The following is a 20,925-nucleotide window of genomic DNA, read 5'->3' on the forward strand; positions in this document are numbered from 1 at the left end:
GGTCGCGGAGTACTGACATTGCGTCTGATCAGGTGCCTGGCGCTACTTGCGCTGGGCCTCATGATTGTTGCGGCGGCGCCTCCGGCGCACGCCATTGACGCTGTCAGCGTCCGCAGTGACGCGCCTGCCATCGATCTCACCGCAGTGCTCGATCATCAGCGCAGCGAAACCGACCGCATCCAGGTTTCGACAGCGCCGGGAACCGACGGCATCGTCCGCCGCATCGAGGTCCGCGCCCGCGAGGGCGGGCAGAACTGGGTGGTGTTCGCGCTTGCCAACAACACCGACGACCAGCTCGACCGCCTGATCGTCGCACCCCACTATCGCATCGTGTCGTCCGGCCTGCTGTGGCCCGACCTCGGCCTGTCGCGCATCGCGACGATCACGCCGTCGACCGGCGATCGTCCGGAGCGCCAGGAAAGCGCGACCGCCGACATCTTCCGCATCACGCTCGATCCCGGCGCCGTCATCACCTTCGTGGCGGAACTGCGCACCGACAAGCTGCCGCAGCTCTATCTGTGGGAACCGGACGCCTACAAGGACAAGGTCAACTCGTTCACGCTCTACCAGGGCATCGTGATCGGCATCTCCGGCCTCCTGGCGCTGGTGCTGACGATCCTGTTCGTGGTGAAGGGCAGCATCATGTTTCCTGCCGCCGCCGCGCTGGCCTGGGCGGTGCTGGTCTATATCGGCGTCGATTTCGGCTTCTGGGGCAAGGTGCTCGACATGTCGAACAACGCCGAGCGCGTCTGGCGCGCGGCGGGCGAAGCGATCCTGGCGGCGACGCTACTGGTGTTCCTGTTCGCCTATCTCAATCTCAGCCGCTGGCATGTGCGCTATTCCCACATCACCGTCGGCTGGCTGGCCTTCCTCGGCTCGCTGGTGGCGCTGGCGCTGTTCGATCCCGCGGTCGCCTCCGGCATCGCGCGCATCTCGCTGGTGCTGATCGCCTTCGCCGGCTTTACGCTGATCGTCTATCTCTCCACGCACGGTTTCGACCGCGCCGTGCTGTTGATTCCGACCTGGTTCCTGCTGGTGGTCTGGGTGATCGCGGCGGGCATGACGGTGGCGGGTTCCGTCACCAACGACATCGTCGGCCCCGCTTTGCTGGGCGGCCTCGTGCTGATCGTGATGCTGATCGGATTTACGGTCATGCAGCACGCTTTCGCCGGCGGCGGCGCGACCACCGGCATCGTCTCCGACATCGAGCGCCGCGCATTGGCGCTGACGGGCTCCGGCGACCTGATCTGGGACTGGGACGTCTCCGCCGACAAGGTGTTCACCAGCCCGGAGACCGAAAGCCTGCTCGGGCTGAAACGCGGCACGCTGGAGGGCCCGGCGGCGAAATGGCTCGAGGTGCTGCACCCGCTCGATCAGGACCGCTTCCGCGCTGCGCTGGACAGCGTGCTCGACCAGCGCCGCGGCCGGCTGGTGCAGGATTTCCGCCTGCGCACGCCCGATGGCCATTTCATGTGGTTCGCGCTGAAGGCACGCCCGGTGGTCGGCTCCGACGGCGAAGTCTTGCGCGTGGTCGGAACGCTCACCGACGTCACCGAGATCAAGAACGCCGAAGAGCGCATGCTCCATGACTCCGTGCATGACAACCTCACCGGCCTGCCGAACCGCAAATTGTTCATGGATCGCCTTGGCGCGGTGGCCAATTTCACCAAGAGCATGCCGAGCCTGCGGCCGACGCTGATGGTGATCGATCTCGACCGTTTCAAGCAGGTCAATGATTCCGTCGGCATCGCGGTCGGCGACTCCATCCTGCTGACCCTGGCGCGGCGGCTGACGCGCATCCTCAAACCGCAGGACACACTGGCGCGGCTGGCCGGCGACCAGTTCGGCCTGATCCTGATATCGGAGCAGGATCCGGCGCGCATCACCGCGTTCGCCGAAACCATCCGCAAGACCATCCGCGCGCCGATCGCCTTCAACGACCGCGAGATCTTCCTGACCGCCTCGATCGGGCTCGCGCTGTCAGATCCGCAGACGCAATTGACGGAGGAGATCATCAAGGACGCCGAGCTTGCGATGTATCACTCCAAGCGCATCGGCGGCGACCGTATCGACGTGTACAAACCGGCCATGCGCGCACGCAAGACCGATCGCCTGACATTGGAAAGCGAACTGCGCCGCGCCATCGAGCGGCAGGAAATCACCATCCTGTACCAGCCGATCATACGGCTGGAAGACCGCTCGATCGCCGGCTTCGAGGCGCTGGCGCGCTGGGACCATCCCAAGCTCGGCCGGATGTCGCCGTCGGAATTCATCTCGATTGCCGAGGAAATCGGCCTGATCGTCGATCTCGGCATGTTCGTGCTCGACCAGACCGCGCGGCAGCTTTCGGTGTGGCAGCGCGCGATGCGCTCGCGCGAGCCGATCTTTGCCTCCGTCAACGTCTCCTCGCGGCAGTTGCTGCGCCACGATCTGATCCACGATATCCGCACCGTGCTGTCACGCTCCTCGGTGGCGCGCGGCACGCTGAAACTGGAACTCACGGAATCGCTGGTCATGGAGAACCCGGAGCACGCGGCCCAGATGCTGACGCGCATCCGCGAGCTCGGCACCGGACTGTCGCTCGACGATTTCGGCACCGGCCATTCTTCGCTGGCCTATCTGCAGCGTTTCCCCTTCGACACCATCAAGATCGACCAGTCCTTTGTGCGCACCACCAGCCGCGGCACGCGCCCCGTGATTCTGAAATCGATCATCGCGCTCGCCCACGACCTCGGCATGGACGTGGTGGCGGAAGGCGCCGAGACGGATTCGGATGCGGTCGAGCTCTATCAGCTCGGCTGCGAATACGCTCAGGGCTTCGCCTTCGGCGAGCCGATGGATGCCGACGCCGCGATGCGGCTGCTCACGGAAGAACGGCTGGAAGCGGCGAGCTAAGCAGCCTCGGCGAAGGCGGCGCCCCATACGCCGCGGCTTGTCTGTGAGGCGATGCTCCAACAACGCCTGTGCTACGGATCCCCGCTTTCCTACGTGCGGCGTGCCACGTCTTACTGCCACCAGCCCGGTTGCACCGGACGATAGTACTGGCCGCCGCCGCGGCGCGCGTTGCCGGTCTGGGGGGCCGGATCGCGCGGGAAATTGAAGAAGCCGAAGCCGTTGTCTCCCTGGACGTCGTCGCTCGCAATGAGGACATCGCGCGTCGGCCGGCGCGTCACGAAGCCGCCCTGGGGCTCACTACTCAGCACCGCGACGAACTCGGTGCGATAGTTGGTCTCGCTGCTCAGCGGTTCGTCCGAGACGACGATCGAGGATCGCGGCAATGCGGTCGGCGCGATGCGATCGAGCACCTCCCGCGGGATGGTGATGCGGTCGAGCGCGGCCTTGGCGTTGTCGCCGTCTTCGATCGTGACCGCCGTCCAGCGCAGGCCAGCCTCGTTGCGCGCCACCGCCGTGAACACATGCGTGCCGATCGGTCTTTCGGGATTGCGGATCGTGACCGGAACCTCAATCGTTGCATCGAACACGATGCCGCCGCCGTCAGGTGCCGGCTTATGCGTGGGGCGGCGCACGTAAAGCTTCTGCGTCGCGCGGCTGATGTAGATCGAGACCGGCTCGAGCGCGAGCTTCGCCTCGCTCGCCGCTTTGGCCGTGTCGGCCTTCCGCGTCTGCGCCGCCTTGGCGGCTTCCTTTGCGATGGCGGCGGCGTCGAGCTTAGATTTCGCGTCGGCCTTGGTAGTGTCGAGCTGGTTCCCCAGTTCCGCGGCCTTGGCGGCGGCCTTTTGCTTGAGGTCCTCGGCCCGCGCCTTTGCCTCGTCCGTCTTGGCGGTGCCGAGCGCCTTGTCGGCGTAGGCGAGTTCGGCGTCGGCGCGGGTCTTGAGCCCCTGCAGCTTGCGCACCGAGGCCGACAGCGACGCCGTCTCGCGCGCTGCCGTCGCGGCGGCTTTCTTCGCCTCGTCGGCCGTCTTGACTGCCTCGGCCGCCTCGCGGGGGAGCACCTCGGCCCTGGCTGGCGCGGCTGCGATGGCCTCCGCCTTCGGCACCAACAGCGCGGGATGGGAGAACTCGACCGGCTCGGCGTTATCAGGCGAGACGATTACCCGCATCCCGATCCGCGTCCTGTCGAACAACTTCTCGGCAAAGCCAAAGGGCATCCGAATGCAGCCGTGCGAGGCTGCATATCCGGGCAGCGGGCCGCCGTGCAGCGCGATGCCGTTCCAGGTGATGCGCTGCATGTTCGGCATCTCTGCATCGTCATAGAGGCTCGAGCGGTGGTCCTTGTTCTTCTCGAGAATAGCGAACACGCCGGCGGGCGTCTCGCGTCCCGTGGTGCCGGTCGAAACCGGCGCGCGCATGATCCAGCCGTCGGCGTCGTAGAAAGTGACCTGCTGGGTCTTGATCGACACGATCGCCATGATCGGCTCGCCTGCATCGCGCGGCGCCGTCGCCTCGGTGGGGGCCTTGGGGCGCGCCTGTCGCGCCGCGGCGTCGGCGGTCAGCGCGGCCATCGCCGCGAGCGTCACCATGGCGGGGGCACCCCAACGCCGCATCGCCCCGGTGGATCGCGCCGTCGTAAATCGATTCACCATGCCATGCCCCGGTTGAAATGCCTGTCCGCGCTTGCATCGATCAAGTGTCAAATCGCGACTTTTGGATTAACTAACCGCCGCCACCATCCACGCCGCCAATTCGCTCCTTAAGACTATCGGCACGTGCCGTTGGCAATCCTCTCATATACGCCGCATAGCAGGAAGGGAGGCTCGCGGGTGAAATTGGCACTTTTTGGACGTGCAGCACGTAGCAAGACAACATCGGCTCTGAAGGGAAAAGCGGACGTCCCTGCCGGTGATAACGGGTGAGCGGGGCGCCCTCACCGTTTCACCGGAATCTTCTTGAACTTTACGCTCTTCCCGTCCGCCTGCCGCGTCGCAATATAGCCGGCTTCCAGGCAGGCCTCGCGCTGCGGCATCTTCTCCTGCGGGCTGCGCGACGTCTCCCACCATGACGCGCGCTGCGCGGCGCGCGGCAGGGCTGCGTCGATGATCTCCTCGATCTGCTCGAAACTCAGCACGAATTCAGGAAGTTTCTGCTTCTTCAGATAGTTCCGCAGCAGGTCGTAGTCGTTCACCCGTGTCTCCAATGGCGATTTGCATAAAACCGTCGCTCCCGGCAACCAAGCGTTAACTGATTATCATATCGCTGTCGCCGTTTAAGGCCGCAACAACATATCCGACCGCATACCGGGAGGATTGGAGCGGTCTATGCCATTTGAACGGCAAAGCGATGTGACCAGAATTGGCTGGTTCAGGAAAGACTCCGGTCGCCGGCCCTGGCGATTGTCGGCGAAGCTGTTGATCGTGTCGTCGATTGCGACGGTGATCGGCTTCTCCACGATTTGCGCCAGCGTCATGCTCGACATGCGCCGCGGCGAGGAAGAGCTCGCGCGCCAGACTCTGGAAAATCTCGCAGCCGGCATCGATGCCGATATCAGCCGGAACATCGAGCTCTATGACCTCTCGCTACGCAACGTCGCCAGCAATCTGGTGATGCCGGAGATCAAGGGCGTCAGCAGGGAGATCCAGCACCTGATCCTGTTCGATCATGCCGCCACCGCCAAACATTTCGGCGCAATCCAGGTGTTCGACGCGCAGGGCATGCTGACGCACGACGCGGCAAGCCTCGATCCGGCGCTGGAGGATCGCAGCGACGAGGAGTATTTCCAGGTCCATCGCGCCAGTCCCGACATAGGCCTGTACATGAGCCGCCCGATGCTGCGCCGTGGCGCCTATTCGATCGTGCTCAGCCGGCGCATCAACGACACCGATGGCGGTTTCCTCGGCGTCGTGGTGGGCTCGATCCGCTTCACGTATTTCCATGACCTGTTCGGCCGGCTCACCCTCAACCCCGGCGATACGATCACCGTGTTGCGCCGCGACCGAACGATCATCATGCGGACGCCGTTCGACCTGGATGTCATCGGGAAGAACCTGGCGGAGCGGCCAAAGTGGCGCGCGGACAATTTGAAGGAAGGCACCGCCTATGCCGGCGTCGGGCCGGTCGACCCGACGCCGCGGCTTTATGTCCGAAGCGGCAGCACGAACTTGTTCTTTGTCGTGGTCGGAAAACCGCTGGCGAGCATCCTGAACCTTTGGCACCGGGAGGTGCTGCGGATCGGAGCGGTCATGATGGCGCTGATCCTGTTCGTGATCGGCACCACGCTGTTCCTCGCGCGCGAGATCGGCCGCCGCGCCGAGGCCGAGCGCAAGCTGGAGGAGCTGGCAACGACCGATGCGCTCACCGGCCTGAAGAACCGGCGCAAATTCGATTCCGAAATCGACCTGGAATGGCGGCGGGCGGCACGCAGCGAGACCCCCGTCGCGGTGCTGATGATCGATGCGGACCACTTCAAGGCCTACAACGACACCTACGGGCATCAGGCCGGCGACCAGGTGCTGGTCGGCATCGCGATCTGCATTTCGGATTCTGTGCGGCGGTCGGGCGACTGTCCGGCGCGCTACGGCGGCGAAGAATTCGCGGTGCTCCTGCCAGGCCTTTCGGCGGTGGAAGCGTTCACCGTCGCCGAAATCATCCGCCTGAAGGTCGAACAGTGGGCGGAAGACCCCAGCGTGACGACCGTCAGTATCGGTGTGGCGAGCATGACGCCGGCGGCGCCGTTGAGCTGGCCCGACCTCATCGAAGCCGCCGACAGGGCGCTCTACGCCGCCAAGGCCAACGGCCGTAATCAGTCGGTGCTCGCAGCGATCCCGCAGCTCGCGCTGGTGGCTTAAGCCCTTTCACCAAGCCATCGTCATTGCGAGCGAAGCGAAGCAATCCATGCTTCAGCGTATGCGGACCGATGGATTGCTTCGTCGCTTCAGCGCAAAATTGCTTTGCAATTTTGTCGCGAGCTCCTCGCAATGACGGCGATAGGCCGCCGCTTTCTTCACTTCTCCAGATACTTCTTCATCTCGCTGCGCAATCCATCGCGAAGGTCGTCGCGCGCCATGCCGTAGGCGATGTTGGCGCGCAGGAAGCCGGATTTCGAGCCGCAATCGTGCCGCTCGCCCTCGAACTCCACGCCATAGAAGCTTTGCGTCCTGGCGAGGGTCTTCATCGCATCGGTGAGCTGGATCTCGTTGCCCGCGCCGCGCTCCTGGGTCTCGAGAATCTTGAAGATTTCCGGCTGCAGGATGTAGCGCCCGGTGATCGAAAGGTTTGACGGCGCCGTGCCCTTCGGCGGTTTCTCCACCATGCCGTCGACCTCGAACATGTTTTTGGCGAGGCGCTTGCCGACGCCGCAGATGCCGTATTGATGGGTGAGATCGTCAGGCACCGCTTCCACCGCGAGCAGGTTGGACTTGGCCCCGAGTTTACTGGCAGCCTCGATCATCTGCTTCAGGCAGCCCGGGCTGTTCAGCACCAGTTCGTCCGGCAGCACCACCGCGAACGGCTCGTCACCGACGATGTCACGCGCGCACCAGACCGCGTGGCCGAGGCCGAGCGGCGCCTGCTGGCGGGTGAAACTGGTGGCGCCGGCCTCGGGCTGGTCGCGCGCCAAAATGTCCTGCTCGGCCTTCTTGTTGCCGCGCTGAGCCAGCGTGGTGTCGAGTTCGAACATCCGGTCGAAATGATCCTCGATCACGCCCTTGTTGCGCCCGGTGACGAAGACGAAATGCTCGATGCCCGCTTCCTTGGCCTCGTCGACCACGTACTGGATCAGCGGCTTGTCGACGATGGTCAGCATTTCCTTCGGCATCGCCTTGGTGGCGGGCAGGACGCGGGTGCCGAGACCTGCGACCGGGAAGACGGCTTTACGGATTTTCATGGGATGTCGGGGGCCTTGGAAATGAGGAATTTGGGGAACAGGGAAAGTGCTTTGATTGCACGTTGGTAGCCGGTTTGCATCCCCCAACAAAGGCGGATGTATGGTGCCGATTGTTTCGCCGCCCCTTGCGCTGGCGGGGGGCGACAACGAAATTCCGCCTCTGTTAAGCTGTTGGAAACCGTGGCAGGGCCTTCTGAACCGGGTGAGAAGCAACGGACGGACACTGAATGGGTTTGCCTGAACGAGCGATGACCAATCGAACCGGCGCGATCCTAATCGCGGCGGCGCTGTTGTGTTCCAGCGGCCAGTCCCAGGCCCAATCGCAAGCGCCATCCTCCGGCAACGGGGTTTCGAACTTTTTGGGCAACATCTTCTCCGGGCCGAAGTCAGGTCCGGCGCCGCAGGCCGCGCCCGGTCCGGACGGCGGTCCGCCGCCCTGGAGCGGCGAGGATGGCGCCTCCGGCCATCCGCTGATGACCGCGAGCGCGATCAGGGAAGCGGCGGCGAATTTTCAAAATTGCGTCGCCTCGATGTGGCCGGATGCCGCACGGCGCAACATCACCCGGGAAAATTTCGAGCGCTTCACCACAGGTCTCGCGCCTGATTTACGCATCATGGACCTGATGGATTCGCAGCCCGAATTCACCAAGGCGATCTGGGACTATCTCGACATCCTCGTGAACGACAACCGCCTCGCCAAGGGGCGCGAGGTCCTCGCGAAATACAAGCCGCAGTTCGACACGGTGGAGAAATCCTCCGGCGTCGACCGCTACATCATTGCGTCGATCTGGGGGATCGAATCCAATTACTCGACGCAAATGGGCGACCGCAGTGTCCTCAATTCCACCGCGACGCTGGCCTGCATCGGCCGCCGACAGGCCTACTTCAAGGACGAGTTCCTTACCGCGCTCGAAATTCTCAACCGCGGCGATTTGCGTCCCGAACAAATGCGCGGCTCCTGGGCCGGCGCATTCGGGCCGACCCAGTTCATGCCGACAGCCTTCAAGCGCTATGCCGTGGACGCCGACGGCGACGGCCGCCGCGACGTCGTCGACAACCCGGCCGACCTGATCGCCTCCACCGCCAACAACCTCAAGAAGGACGGCTGGCAGACCGGCCGGACCTGGGGCTACGAGGTTGTGCTGCCGGAAGGTTTTAATTTCATGCTGGCGGACAAGGCCAAGGCGATGACGATCGCGCAGTGGCAGAGCCAGGGAATGAAGCGGGCCGACGGCAAGCCATTCCCGGACTCGGCTGAAAAGGCCTATCTGCTGGCGCCGGCCGGCACGCAGGGGCCCGGCTTCCTGATGCTGCAGAATTTCCGGGTGATCATGAAATACAACCCGGCGGAGGCCTATGCGCTGGCGATCGGCCATTTTGCCGACCGCTTGCGCGGCGAGCCGCCGTTCGTGCAGCCCTGGCCGCGGCAGGAACGGGTGCTGTCGCGCGCCGAACGGCTGGAACTGCAGCAGCTCCTAGCCCAGCGCGGCTTCTACAAGGGCACGCCGGACGGCCAGTTCGGCGGCCACACGCGGGAGGCGTTGCGCGGCTTCCAGGCCTCGATCGGGGCGCCAGCGGACGGATTTGCCTCTTCCGACGTGCTGGAGCGGCTGCGGGGGCGGTAAAGCCCGCTTTTAGCCCCTAGAGTAACCCTGAAAACCGCGATTCGGGCGGAAGCCTTGACGGTCAGACCGGAACCCCGGTTTATGGGGAAAATCTGCCCGCTTGCGGCCCGATTCCGCTACTATATTTGACACATCGCGACCCATTGCGACCGAGCCGGATGCAAAAGCTAAAGTCCTTCTTGCGCGTGTTTACTGATACCGGCCCACTCGTGGTGCTGGCGGTTGCGATCGCGCTCTTGATCGGGATCGTGGGGCCGGCTTCCGCGCAGTTTTTCAATTTCGGCGGCTTCGGCGGTCCACCGCAGCGGCAAGCGCCGCAGCGTGGCGGCGGCTGGTTTGGCGGCGATTTCTTTCAGCCGTTCCAGCAACAGCAGGCTCCGCAAGCGCCGCGCCAGGATTTTTCCCGCGCGCCCGGCCCCGCCAAGCGTGACACGGTGCCGGAACGTAACGTGCTGGTGCTGGGCGATGCCATGGCCGACTGGCTGGGCTATGGTCTCGAGGACGCCTATTCTGAGCAGCCCGACATGGGCGTGATCCGCAAGCACAAGACCGTCTCCGGCCTGATCAAGTATCAGCCGCGCGGCGAACCCGCCGACTGGACCGCGGCCGCGAAGGCCATCCTCGCCACCGAGAAGCCGGACGCCATCGTCGTCATGCTCGGCCTCTACGACCGCGTCGCGATCCGCGAGGCGCTCACCGAGAAGAAAACCGACAAGAAGGAAGAGAAGAAGGACGCGCGCGGCAAGCCGGAGGCGGCCAAGCCGGCGGATGCGAAGCCGAAGCCGGAAGGCTCGACTGACGCGGCAAAACGCGACGACAAGCCGGCCGATGCCGAATTGTCGCCAGACGACGCGGCCGACAACGACACGCCGCAGATCGCCTCGCCGGCACGCGCGGGCGGCGGGCTCTACGAATTTCGCGACGAGCGCTGGGTGGAACTCTACGCCAAGAAGATCGAAGAGCTGATCGGCGTCCTGAAATCCAAGGGCGTGCCGGTGTTGTGGGTCGGTCTGCCTGCGATCCGCGGCCAACGCGGAACGTCCGACATGCTGTTCCTCGATGCGCTGTATCGCGACGGCGCCGGCAAGGCCGGCATCACCTATGTCGATGTCTGGGATGGCTTCGTCGATGAAGCCGGCCGGTTCCTGCAGAAAGGTCCCGACTTCGAAGGCCAGATCCGCCAGTTGCGCACGGCCGACGGCGTCTTCTTCACCAAGCCGGGCGCGCGCAAGCTCGCGCATTATGTCGAGCGCGAGGTGACGCGCCTGCTTGCCTCGCGCTCCGGGCCGATCGCCGTGCCGATCGAGCCGGCAACGCCGGAGGCCAATATCGCGCCCGGCCAGCCGGCGCCGCGTCCGCTGGCCGGACCGGTCATGCCGCTGGTGGCCTCTTCCGTGGGCACCGATCAGTTACTCGGCGGTCCCGGCTCACGTCCCGCCGGGGTGGATGCGCTGGCTGCACGTACGCTGGTGAAGGGTGAAGCGCTGGCGGCGCCGGCTGGCCGCGCCGACGATTACGCCTGGCCTCGCCGGGAAATCGGCCGCGAGCAGGCCAAGGGCGACACGCCGGTAGCAGCCACCTCGCCGAGCGGAACAGTGGCGGCAGTGCCCGGACAGAAGCAGCTTCTGCTACCGCCGCCGCAGCAAACGTTCCAACAACAGAAGAGGCAGCAGCCGCAGCAGCCGATGCAGATCCGACCCGCGCAAACCACCGGGCCGTCGCTGCGCGATTTCTTCGGCGGGTTCGGCGCGGCGCCGCGTCAGCCCGCGCCGCCTATGGCCGCACCGCCGCGCGGACCCGTGGCCCCGGGCGCGCCGCGCCCGCCGGGTAATGTCGGACGATCGGCCGAGGTCCCGCCAGGCAATCTCACGCGATTCTGGTGAGACGCGCGTTTCCCGGCGATGCATCGCATCGCCGGGCGAACCCGTAAGGCTGTCCTATCCCTAATAGCGCCAGCGCGGCGGCGGACGGCGCGGTGGGCGCGTCATCAACAGCGCCAGCGCAAAACCAATTCCGCCTGCGATCAACAGCGCGCCGAGCGGGTTTTCCTGCACGGTCTTCGCTACCGCTTGCTGGCCGCTGCGAACGGTGTCGCCGCTGTTTTCATAGGCATCCTTGGCATAGTTGACGGCGGCGTCGGTGGCGTCGCGGGCGGCATCCTTGGCTTGGCCGTAGAGATTTTGCACCGTACCGGCGGCTTCGCGCGCGCGGCCTTCGGCTTGCGTCTTCGCGTCGCCAGTTAAGTCGCCGACAGTGCTTTCGACCTTACCTGCAAAATCCTTGGCCGAGCCGGCAATCCGATCCTTGTCCATCGCGGTCTCTCCTGTTTTCAGAGAAACTAACCGGCGAGACCCATTCGGGTTCCTAGAGCGCTCGAAATGCCTCGGTTCAGAACGCTTGGCTCAAAGTATAAGCCCGCCATCGACCACGATGGTCTGGCCAATGATGTAGGACGAAAGCGGCGAGGCCAGGAACAACGCTGCGCCGGCCATGTCGGCCGGCGTGCCAAGCCGCTTCAGCGGGATCCGCTCCAGCGCGCCTTCGAGGCGTTTCGGATTTGATGTCGTAGCCTTGGTCATCTTGGTGTCGACCAGGCCGGGCGCGATGCCGTTGACGCGGATGCCGTTCTCGGCCCACGCCTCGCCGAGCGTGCGCGTCAGCCCGACCGCGCCGGTCTTCGAAGCGTTATAGGCCGGGTTGCCCATGGTGGAGTGATAGGCGGCGGTCGAACTGACGATGATCAGCGAACCTTGGCTGGCGCTCAGCATCGGCTGAAATTTGGTTGCACACGCCATCAGGCTCATCAGGTTGACTTCCAGCACTTTTCGAAAGCCATCCATCTCGAATTCGCCGCGGCGGTAGATCACCGCGCCTTGCGCAAGCACCAGCACGTCGAGCTTTTCGAACGGCGGCTTCAAGGCCGCGATCGCATGCGCGTCGCTGACATCGAGCCGGAAATAGTCGAGCCCTTCGAGATGCGATCCTTCATCGGGCGAATAGTCGGCGGCGCCGGCGCGGGTGCCGCAGACGGCGACATTCGCGCCCTTGGCGCGGAAGGCCTGCGCGATGCCGTTGCCGATGCCGCTGGAGCCGCCGACCACCAGCACCTGCCTGCCACTGAAATCCAGTTCGTTCATCCCTGCGATCCTTCTTGTTGTTTTCTAATTCAAATCTTCGTCGAGGAATTTGACCATCAAAAGCTCGTCGTAGTATCGCCCGTCCTGCTTGAGGGCTCGCTTTTCATAACCGTACTCGACAAAGCCCATGGCGCCGTAAAGCCGGCACGCAGCCTTGTTCTCGTTCACCACAGTCAGTTGAACCATCTCAACGCGCCCGCGCGCATGGTTGAGCACAGCCGCGACAAGTCTTTTTCCAAGATCCAGATTTCGCGCGGCGGCTCGAACATACATGCCCCAAAGCAGCCCCTTATGCGCCTGCTTCGAACCTTCCGGCACGGCATATCCGGCCACTCCCACGAGCGCCCCGTCGAGGAATGCGCCGAAGATATCCGCGCGGCCAACGACCGCTTCGAACCACGACAGCGGTTGCGCGCTTTCTCTCTCGAACGTGCTGGCGAACGCCTCGGAATTTTTTTCCAACGCCTCCAGCCGGATGTCCCTGTAGAGGGCGGCGTCTGAAGTCTCGAGGCGGCGAATCTGCAGAGCGGGAATATCGGCCACTGTTGCACCCTGTTTCTGCTTGGTTTGACCTGTCTGCGGATCGGTGCCAGCCTTGTCAATCCTGCAGCGTGCCCAGCCCTCTCTGTCCGGACCCCATCATGTCAGATTTCAAACGGCTCAGTCGCTCGGTCAAAGGTTTGACCGTCCTCGTCACCGGCGCCGCCAGCGGCATGGGCTGCGCCACCGCGCGGGTGTTCGCGGCCGACGGCGCCAACGTCGCCGTCACCGACATCAGCGCCGAGGCCACAGAGGCCGTGGCCGGCGAGATCGCGGCAAGCGGCGGTGCGGCGAAAGCCTGGACGCTCGACGTCACCGACCGCCGCAACATCACCACCGTCGTCGATGAGGTCGCGGCGCATTTCGGCGGGCTCGATATCGTCGTCAACAATGCCGGCATCTCCGTTCGAGTCGCGATCGATGATGACGGCTATGACGAAGCATGGGCAAGGGGCCTCGCCGTGATGCTGACGGCGCACCAGCGCCTCATCCGCGCTGCGTTGCCTTACCTGCGCAAATCGAAATCGCCGCGGATCGTCAACATCGCCTCGACCGAAGCGCTCGGCGCCACCGCGCTGCACAGCCCCTACTCCGCCGCCAAGGCCGGCGTGGTCGGCCTGACGCGCTCGCTTGCGGTCGAGCTCGGCCGTGACGGCATCACCGTGAACTGCATCTGCCCGGGGCCGATCCTCACGGGCATGACCGCCCGGATCGCCGCCGAGCACAAGGCGATCTACGCCAAGCGCCGCACCGCACTCGGCCGCTACGGCGACCCGGAGGAGGTGGCGCACATGACGCTAAGCCTGTGCCTGCCGGCGGCCTCGTTCCTGACCGGCGCGGTGATCCCCGTGGATGGTGGGCTGATGGCGCGGAATGCGTGACGCGTTCCCCGGCTCTGCGGAGCAGCGTTTCACGCTGCACCGCGTCCGGGACACGAAACAAGCGCAATGCCGCATGCGCCCCACAACGTTGACTTGGGCATTTCTGGGAGTAACTTTTCTCTCAAACAGGGCGGGACAAACCGCCCGCCGCATATTGGAGAGACGCCATGACGGTCACGATCCGGCAGCTTCATCCGCATTTTTTCGGCGAAGTTTCGGGCGTTGATTTGCGAAAAGCCCTGACGCCGCAGGAAGCGGCCGACATCGAGGCCGGCATGGACAAATATGCCGTGCTGCTGTTTCGCAACCAGGACGTCACGGACGAACAGCAACTGGCCTTTGCGCTGAATTTCGGCGAGCGCGAGAAGGCGCGCGGCGGCACCGTCACCAAGAAGGAAGATTACCGCCTGACTACGGGGCTGAACGACGTTTCCAACCTCGGCAAGGACGGCAAGCCGCTGCCGCGCGACAGCCGCACCCATCTGTTCAATCTCGGCAACTGCCTATGGCATTCCGACAGCTCGTTCCGCCCGATCCCGGCAAAATTTTCGCTGCTGTCGGCGCGGGTGGTGAACCCCAAGGGCGGCAATACCGAATTCGCCGACATGCGCGCAGCCTATGACGCGCTCGACGACGACACCAAGGCCGAGATCGAGGACATGATCTGCGAGCACTCGCTGATGTATTCGCGCGGCTCGCTCGGCTTCCTGGATTATTCCGATGAAGAGAAAGCGATGTTCAAGCCGGTGCTGCAGCGGCTGGTGCGGACGCATCCGGCGCATCGCCGCAAGTCGCTGTATTTGTCATCGCATGCCGGCGCCATCAAAGGCATGAGCATGCCCGAGGCGCGGCTGTTGCTGCGCGACCTGACCGAGCACGCCACGCAGCCGGAGTTCGTCTACGTCCATAAATGGACGTTGCATGACCTCGTGATGTGGGACAACCGCCAGACCATGCACCGCGTCCGGCGCTACGATCAGTCGCAGCCCCGCGACATGCGCCGCGCCACCGTTGCCGGCACCGAGCCGACGGTGCAGCAGCAGGCAGCGGAGTAGAGAGCCGCAACCATCGTCGTCCCTGCGAAAGCAGGGACCCATACCGCGTGATCCATCGAGGAGGCGTGGTGGCTGACGCTCTGCGCTGACCAATTTACCGCTGTGAGTTGCTGAAGCGACGCCGTCGTCTTTCCTGCCCCATACGCCGGCCGCGGCGTATGGGTCCCTGCGTTCGCAGGGACGACACCGTGGATGCGGCAACGCGCGCGGAAGCGCCCTAGGCGTGCCCGGCCTCGTTCGACAGCATGCCGGGATCGATGCCGATCTTGCGCAGGGCGCGCTGGTATTTTTCATCGACGTCGTCGCCGAAGATCAGGTCCGGGTCGGCGTCGCAATGCAGCCAGCCATTGTGCTGGATCTCGTTCTCGAGCTGGCCCGGCGCCCAGCCGGCATAGCCCAGCGCCAGGATCGCGTGCTTCGGTCCGGTGCCCTTGGCGATCGCCTTGAGGATGTCCACCGTCGCGGTCAGGCAGATGCCGTCGTCGATATTGAGCGTCGCGTCCTTGATGAAGAAATCGCTGGAATGCAGCACGAAGCCGCGGCCGGTATCGACCGGTCCGCCCTTCAGCACCTGCATGGACTCGGCATTTTCCGGCAGCTTGATCTGGTCCGCCTTCTCGATGATGTCGAGCTGCACCAGCAATCCCGGAAAATCGATGCTGCCGGCCGGGCGGTTGACGATGATGCCCATCGCCCCTTCCGAGGAATGCGCGCACATGTAGATGACGGAGCGCTCGAAGCGCGGATCGCCCATGACCGGCATCGCAATCAGCAGCTGGCCGTCCAGATAACCGTCGCCGGACGAATTATCGCCAAAGCCGGCGGCTTTGCGGCGGACGGGCTTCGGTGTTTTGCCTTCAGGGCTCATCCGCAAAGGCCTCTCTTGCTGATTGCATATCCTGATATCGGGTTGGGTTTCTGTCAATCAAGCTTCCGGCATCATTCGGCGGCCGATCACACGCAATTCAATGGTTTGCGCTGCAACTTGCCTGTAAAGACGTCCCATGATCGTGATGGTTCCCCTACGCGCCGCGCTCGGCGTCGCCGCCTTATGTGTCGCGTGTGCGACGTCGGAGGTTCGCGCCGAGGATGCCTCGCCGTGGCAACGCGACGCACATTCCGCGGTCCGGCTGCTGGCGGGATCGCGCAGCGGCGCGGTGCTGCTCGGCGGCGTTGCCATCCAGTTGCAGCCGGGATGGAAGACCTATTGGCGGACGCCCGGCGATTCCGGCGTACCCCCCCGCTTCGACTTCTCAAAATCGGACAATGTCGAAGCCGTGACCGTGCTGTGGCCGGCGCCGACGAAATTCGACGACGGCGCCGGCGGCACCGCGCTGGGATACAAGCAGCAGGTCGTGCTGCCGTTGCGCATCGTCGCCAAGAATGCCGACAAGCCGGTGACGCTGCGGGCCAACATCAGTTACGCGGTTTGCGACAAGATCTGCATTCCCGTCGAAGCCCATGCCGAACTCGCTTTTGCCAGCGTGGCAAGCACCGAGGACGGCAATTTGTCCGATGCGCTCAATACCGTGCCGAAGCCCGCCAATGTCGGCGACCCCAATCCGCTGACCATCCGCGACGTCAAGCGCGAGGGAAAGAACAACGTGCTGGTCGACGTCACCGCGCCCGAGGCCAAGGAGGTCAGCCTGTTCGTCGAGGGGCCGACGCCCGACTGGGCGCTGCCGGTTCCCAGGCTCGTCGAGCAAAGCCCGCCCGGTGTCAAACGGTTTACCTTTGAACTCGACGGCCTGCCGCCCGGCGCCAGCCCGGAAGGCGCCGCGCTCAAACTGACGCTGGTCGGCGGCGACCGCGCCTACGAGTTCAATGTCAGTTTGAACTGACTGGTCCGTCGTCCCTGCGAAAGCAGGGACCCATACCGCGTGATCTATCGATGAAGTGCGGTGCTTGACGCTTTGCGCCGGTTAACTGCCACCGTAAATTTGTCGAGAGAAGTCGTCTCTCCGCATGCCCATTCCAGCGGCCGCGGCGTATGGGTCCCTGCTTTCGCAGGGACGACATCGAGGGGCCCCTCCCACCCAACCGAATCTTAACGAATGGTTGATACATCCGAGCATCGCCGCCGCCTCGCGGCGCGTTTCGGGGATGCACCCTTGTGGCCGTGATGGATACGCAATCCGCAACCGCTTCGCCTGCCGGCGTAATCGCGCGCCTGCGTGCGCTGCTCGGCGGCTCCAGTGAGGCCTCCGTCACCAAGCGGCTGGCCGGCACCATCTTCATCATCCGCGTTCTCAGCGCGGCGCTCGCCTATTTCTCGCAGATCCTGCTGGCGCGCTGGATGGGCGGCTCGGATTACGGCGTCTACGTCTATGTCTGGACCTGGGTGCTGCTGCTCGGCAGCATGATGGATTTCGGCATCTCCGCATCCGCGCAGAAGATCATTCCGGAGTATCGAACCCGCGGCGAACATGCCCTGCTGCGCGGCTTCCTCTCCGGCAGCCGCTGGATCACGTTCGCCGTCTCCTCCATCGTCTCGCTGCTGTTGGCGGGCGCGGTGAAGGGATTGTCGCCGTGGATCGACGCCAACGCGATCGTTCCCCTCTATATCGGCTGCCTGACGCTGCCGGCATTTGTCGTCGCCAACACCCAGGACGGCATTGCGCGTTCGCATGACTGGATGCGGCTCGGCCTGATGCCGCAGTTCATCGTGCGGCAGTCGCTGATCATCGGCTTGACCGCCGGCGCCTTCGTGCTCGGCTTCAATCTCGGCGCCACCGCCGCGATGTGGGCCAGCGCCGCGGCGGTATGGATCGCGATGATCGGGCAGATGATCGTGCTCAACCGCAGGCTCGGCGGCCACATCGAGCCCGGCCCCAAGGCCTATGATTTCCGCGGCTGGCTCGCGGTCTCGCTGCCGATCCTGATGGTGGAAAGCTTTTATCTGCTGTTGTCCTACACCGACGTGCTTGTGCTGCAGCAGTTCCGCTCCTCCGAGGAAGTCGGCGTCTATTTCGCCGTGGTGAAGACGCTGGCGCTGGTCTCCTTCATTCACTATGCGATGGCGGCGACGACGGCGCATCGCTTTGCCGAGTACCACGCGCTTGGCGACAAGGCGCGGCTGTCAGCCTATGTGGCGCACGCGATCCAGTGGACATTCTGGCCGTCGCTGGCCGCGACCATCCTGCTGCTGGCGCTCGGCAAGCCGCTGCTGTGGCTGTTCGGACCGCAATTCGTGGTCGGTTACGACATCATGTTCATTGCCGCTGTTGGCCTCGTGGTGCGATCCGCCATCGGCCCGGTCGAGCGGCTGCTCAACATGCTCGGCCACCAGCACATCTGCGCGCTGGCCTACGCGCTCGCCTTCGTCATGAACCTCGTGCTGTGCGTGATGCTGGTGCCACGCTTCGGCGGCCATGGTGCTGCGGCCGCGACCTCGATCTCGCTGGCGTTCGAGACGGTGCTGCTGTTCTGGATCGTGCGCCGGCGGCTCGGACTGCACGTGCTGGCATTCGGGAAACGCTGATCCTGGAGCCTACCGGGAGCGGTTGGAAGACGGCTGCTCGCGTGATATAGTCTCTTCATGACAGTCACCGACCTGAAGAATTTGCTGGAACGCGTTCAAGCTTGGCCCGAAGCGGCGCAGGATGAACTTGTTTCGATTGCAAACCAGATCGAGAGTGAGTTGCAGGGGAAGGATTATCAGGCAACTCAGGAAGAATTGAGAATCATCGACTCGGCAATGGCCTCCGTCGATGCTGGTGAATCCGCGACTGACGCCGAGATCAAGGCAGTTTTTGCAAAATTTCGCTCGGCATGAAGCTCGTCTATTCGCGACGAGCACTTGCTGATCTCGATGATATCGCAGCCTACTACACCGCAAGCGCTAGTTTCCCTCCCGCCGGCACGCCAGCAGGAGGGACTTGGGCGGCCTACTCCGCGGTCCAGCCACCGTCAATCGACAGATTGGCGCCGGTGATCTGGGCGGCATCGTCGCCGCACAGGAACAGCGCAAGCGCCGCGACCTGCTCGGAGGTCACGAACTCCTTGGTCGGCTGTGCGTCAAGGAGCACGTCCTTGATGACCTGCTCCTTGGTCAGGTTGCGCGCCTTCATGGTTTCCGGAATCTGCTTCTCGACCAGCGGCGTCCAGACATAGCCCGGGCTGATGCAGTTGCAGGTGATCTTGAAGGTCGCAAGCTCCAGCGCCACCGTTTTTGTCAACCCGGCGATGCCGTGCTTGGCCGAGACGTAGGCCGACTTGAACGGCGAGGCCACCAGCGAATGCGCGGATGCCGTGTTGATGATGCGGCCCCAGCCGCGCTTCTTCATGCCGGGCACGGCGGCGCGGATGCCGTGAAATGCCGAGGACAGATTGATGGCGATGATCGCGTCCCATTTCTCGATCGGAAATTCCTCGATCGGCGACACGAACTGGATGCCGGCATTGTTGACCAGGATATCGACCGAGCCGAAGGTCTTCTCGCCGAGCGCGATCATTTCGGCGATCTCGGCAGGCTTGGTCATGTCGGCGGGCGAATGCACCGCGCGTACCTTGAAGTCGGTCTCGATGCCGGAACGCTCCCGCTCGATATCGGCCGGCACGCCCATGCCGTTGAGAACGACATTGGCGCCGGCGGCGGCGAAAGCGCGCGCATAAGCCAATCCGATGCCGCTGGTCGAGCCGGTCACGACGGCGGTCTTGCCTTTTAATGTACCCATTTGATCACTCCTGCTTGCCTCCGGGGGACTTGGGAACATCCCCCGACATATCGTAAGCCTTCATGCTCTCGCCAGATTGCGGGCGCTCGAGCACATCCTTGTGACGCATCGACTGATGAACGTCGCGGACGCCCGCGTCCCAATGCTCGACCATGGCGACATGCGAAAAATCGTAGTCCTTGGAATTTGTCTCGTAATTCTTGCCCTTGTAGATCAGGTGCACGACCGTGACGGTGTTTTCCTTCGAGGCCTTGCGCAGGAATTCGACCGACGGATCGTTCTGCAAATGATCCGGCAATTTGCCGAGCAGATCGCGCACCGCCATGCGCGCGTTGTGGATCTGCTTGTTCTTGTCGGTACTCATGCGGGTGCGGCTGGAATAACGGATGTCCTTTTCCCGCTCGGCGGCCTCGAGCAGCGACTCCGGCAGTTCCCCGCGCGCACTGAACAGATCGACCTGGAAGATCAGGAGGTCGCGTCTGAACTCTTCCTCCAGCACGAAATCGAGCGGCGTGTTCGAGGCGATGCCGCCATCCCAGTAGTGTTCACCTTCGATGATAACGGACGGAAAACCGGGCGGCAGCGCGCCGGAGGCCATGATGTGCTCCGGCCCGATCTTCTTGCCGAGCTGCCTGAACTCGAAATTGTCGAAATATTTCAGATTGCCCGAGGTCACGCCGACCGCGCCGACGCTGAGCCGCATCTTCAGATCGTTGATGCGATCGAAGTCGACCAGCCGCTCCAGCGTCTTCTTCAGCGGCGCGGTGTCGTAATAGCTTTGCGATTGCGGGCTGCCCGGCGGCCACAGCGGCGCCGGCGGAATGCGCGGCGCGAAAAAGCCGGGCACGCCGAAGGTCGCAATCAGCGCGGCTGAGGTTTCGTTGAACAGCGAACGCGCGCGGTCACCCGGCGTCACCGGACTCCACGACACCGGAGACGACACCATCTCCCAGAATTCCTTGAGGCGATCGACACGCGTCTCGGGGCCGTTGCCGGCAATGATCGCGGCGTTGATGGCGCCGATCGAAATGCCCGCGACCCATTCCGGTTCGAAACCGGAGCGGCACAGCGCCTGAAAGGCGCCCGCCTGATAGGAGCCGAGCGCGCCGCCGCCTTGCAGCACCAGCACACGCTGCGCTTTGGCGGGCGTGGTGGCCGGCGCAGAGTCGGAGAGATCCATCGTGACCGTCGACTAGTGGACAATGACAGGGGCACCGTGGCGACAGTTCGC

General features: G+C 64.1%; 18 protein-coding genes. 9 read left to right on the forward strand and 9 right to left on the reverse strand.

The annotated features are described in order from the left end of the window. Positions 1-18 precede the first annotated feature (18 nt). A complete protein-coding gene (locus KIP88_RS17485) occupies positions 19-2,895 on the forward strand; it encodes an EAL domain-containing protein (protein ID WP_214489173.1) in 2,877 nt (958 codons plus the stop codon). A 110-nt stretch (positions 2,896-3,005) separates the two neighbouring features. Here the strand turns inward: KIP88_RS17485 and KIP88_RS17490 are convergent, their stop codons facing one another. Together KIP88_RS17490 and KIP88_RS17495 are read right to left on the reverse strand one after the other, a co-directional pair. Continuing rightward, a complete protein-coding gene (locus tag KIP88_RS17490) occupies positions 3,006-4,544 on the reverse strand; it encodes a L,D-transpeptidase (RefSeq protein ID WP_214489174.1) in 1,539 nt (512 codons plus the stop codon). A 281-nt stretch (positions 4,545-4,825) separates the two neighbouring features. Next, positions 4,826-5,083 (reverse strand): hypothetical protein, encoded by a 258-nt coding sequence (locus tag KIP88_RS17495; protein ID WP_214489175.1) that lies wholly within the window; start codon positions 5,081-5,083, stop codon positions 4,826-4,828. A 133-nt stretch (positions 5,084-5,216) separates the two neighbouring features. Here KIP88_RS17495 and KIP88_RS17500 point away from each other — a divergent pair, with 133 nt between their 5' ends. After that, positions 5,217-6,743: a diguanylate cyclase gene (locus KIP88_RS17500; protein ID WP_214489176.1), complete on the forward strand. Its 1,527-nt coding sequence runs from the start codon at positions 5,217-5,219 to the stop codon at positions 6,741-6,743. 155 nt (positions 6,744-6,898) lie between these two features. Here the strand turns inward: KIP88_RS17500 and galU are convergent, their stop codons facing one another. Then, positions 6,899-7,780 (reverse strand): UTP--glucose-1-phosphate uridylyltransferase GalU, encoded by an 882-nt coding sequence (gene galU, locus KIP88_RS17505; protein ID WP_214489177.1) that lies wholly within the window; start codon positions 7,778-7,780, stop codon positions 6,899-6,901. Between the two features lie 248 nt (positions 7,781-8,028). On the opposite strand from galU, the gene KIP88_RS17510 reads away from it, so the two are divergent. Together KIP88_RS17510 and KIP88_RS17515 are read left to right on the forward strand one after the other, a co-directional pair. Then, a complete protein-coding gene (locus tag KIP88_RS17510; protein ID WP_249790847.1) occupies positions 8,029-9,405 on the forward strand; it encodes a lytic murein transglycosylase in 1,377 nt (458 codons plus the stop codon). A 158-nt stretch (positions 9,406-9,563) separates the two neighbouring features. Continuing rightward, positions 9,564-11,288 carry an SGNH family hydrolase gene (locus tag KIP88_RS17515; protein ID WP_214489179.1) on the forward strand — a complete coding sequence of 575 codons (1,725 nt, stop codon included), beginning with the start codon at positions 9,564-9,566 and terminating at the stop codon, positions 11,286-11,288. A 60-nt stretch (positions 11,289-11,348) separates the two neighbouring features. On the opposite strand, the gene KIP88_RS17520 is transcribed toward KIP88_RS17515, so the two are convergent. The 3 genes from KIP88_RS17520 to KIP88_RS17530 all read right to left on the reverse strand — a co-directional run bounded on the left by KIP88_RS17520 (position 11,349) and on the right by KIP88_RS17530 (position 13,085). Next, complete coding sequence (locus tag KIP88_RS17520) at positions 11,349-11,717, reverse strand: CsbD family protein (RefSeq protein WP_214489180.1); 369 nt, start codon at positions 11,715-11,717, stop codon at positions 11,349-11,351. Between the two features lie 90 nt (positions 11,718-11,807). Beyond that, a complete protein-coding gene (locus KIP88_RS17525) occupies positions 11,808-12,542 on the reverse strand; it encodes an SDR family NAD(P)-dependent oxidoreductase (RefSeq protein ID WP_214489181.1) in 735 nt (244 codons plus the stop codon). 24 nt (positions 12,543-12,566) lie between these two features. After that, positions 12,567-13,085 (reverse strand): GNAT family N-acetyltransferase, encoded by a 519-nt coding sequence (locus KIP88_RS17530; protein ID WP_308163590.1) that lies wholly within the window; start codon positions 13,083-13,085, stop codon positions 12,567-12,569. Positions 13,086-13,183: 98 nt separating this feature from the next. Here KIP88_RS17530 and KIP88_RS17535 point away from each other — a divergent pair, with 98 nt between their 5' ends. Further along, on the forward strand, positions 13,184-13,963 hold the full coding sequence (locus KIP88_RS17535) for an SDR family NAD(P)-dependent oxidoreductase (RefSeq protein ID WP_214489182.1): 780 nt from the start codon (positions 13,184-13,186) through the stop codon (positions 13,961-13,963). Between the two features lie 167 nt (positions 13,964-14,130). Next, positions 14,131-15,018 carry a TauD/TfdA family dioxygenase gene (locus KIP88_RS17540; protein ID WP_214489183.1) on the forward strand — a complete coding sequence of 296 codons (888 nt, stop codon included), beginning with the start codon at positions 14,131-14,133 and terminating at the stop codon, positions 15,016-15,018. Positions 15,019-15,235: 217 nt separating this feature from the next. On the opposite strand, the gene KIP88_RS17545 is transcribed toward KIP88_RS17540, so the two are convergent. Beyond that, positions 15,236-15,886: a YqgE/AlgH family protein gene (locus KIP88_RS17545; protein ID WP_214489184.1), complete on the reverse strand. Its 651-nt coding sequence runs from the start codon at positions 15,884-15,886 to the stop codon at positions 15,236-15,238. 136 nt (positions 15,887-16,022) lie between these two features. Here KIP88_RS17545 and KIP88_RS17550 point away from each other — a divergent pair, with 136 nt between their 5' ends. The 3 genes from KIP88_RS17550 to KIP88_RS17560 all read left to right on the forward strand — a co-directional run bounded on the left by KIP88_RS17550 (position 16,023) and on the right by KIP88_RS17560 (position 18,793). Beyond that, positions 16,023-16,859, forward strand: a complete 837-nt coding sequence (locus KIP88_RS17550; RefSeq protein WP_214489185.1) for a protein-disulfide reductase DsbD domain-containing protein — start codon at positions 16,023-16,025, stop codon at positions 16,857-16,859. A 272-nt stretch (positions 16,860-17,131) separates the two neighbouring features. Continuing rightward, positions 17,132-18,499: a polysaccharide biosynthesis C-terminal domain-containing protein gene (locus tag KIP88_RS17555; protein ID WP_214489186.1), complete on the forward strand. Its 1,368-nt coding sequence runs from the start codon at positions 17,132-17,134 to the stop codon at positions 18,497-18,499. Positions 18,500-18,556: 57 nt separating this feature from the next. Next, positions 18,557-18,793, forward strand: coding sequence for a hypothetical protein (locus KIP88_RS17560; protein WP_214489187.1), 237 nt, complete (start codon positions 18,557-18,559; stop codon positions 18,791-18,793). A gap of 112 nt (positions 18,794-18,905) precedes the next feature. Here the strand turns inward: KIP88_RS17560 and KIP88_RS17565 are convergent, their stop codons facing one another. Next, positions 18,906-19,694 (reverse strand): 3-hydroxybutyrate dehydrogenase, encoded by a 789-nt coding sequence (locus KIP88_RS17565; protein WP_214489188.1) that lies wholly within the window; start codon positions 19,692-19,694, stop codon positions 18,906-18,908. 4 nt (positions 19,695-19,698) lie between these two features. Next, entirely contained in the window at positions 19,699-20,874 is a 1,176-nt protein-coding gene (locus KIP88_RS17570; protein WP_214489189.1) for a DUF3734 domain-containing protein, read from the reverse strand. Positions 20,875-20,925 lie beyond the last annotated feature (51 nt).

Origin of the sequence: Bradyrhizobium sp. SRL28, from assembly GCF_018596315.1 — a bacterium.
GTDB lineage: Bacteria > Pseudomonadota > Alphaproteobacteria > Rhizobiales > Xanthobacteraceae > Bradyrhizobium.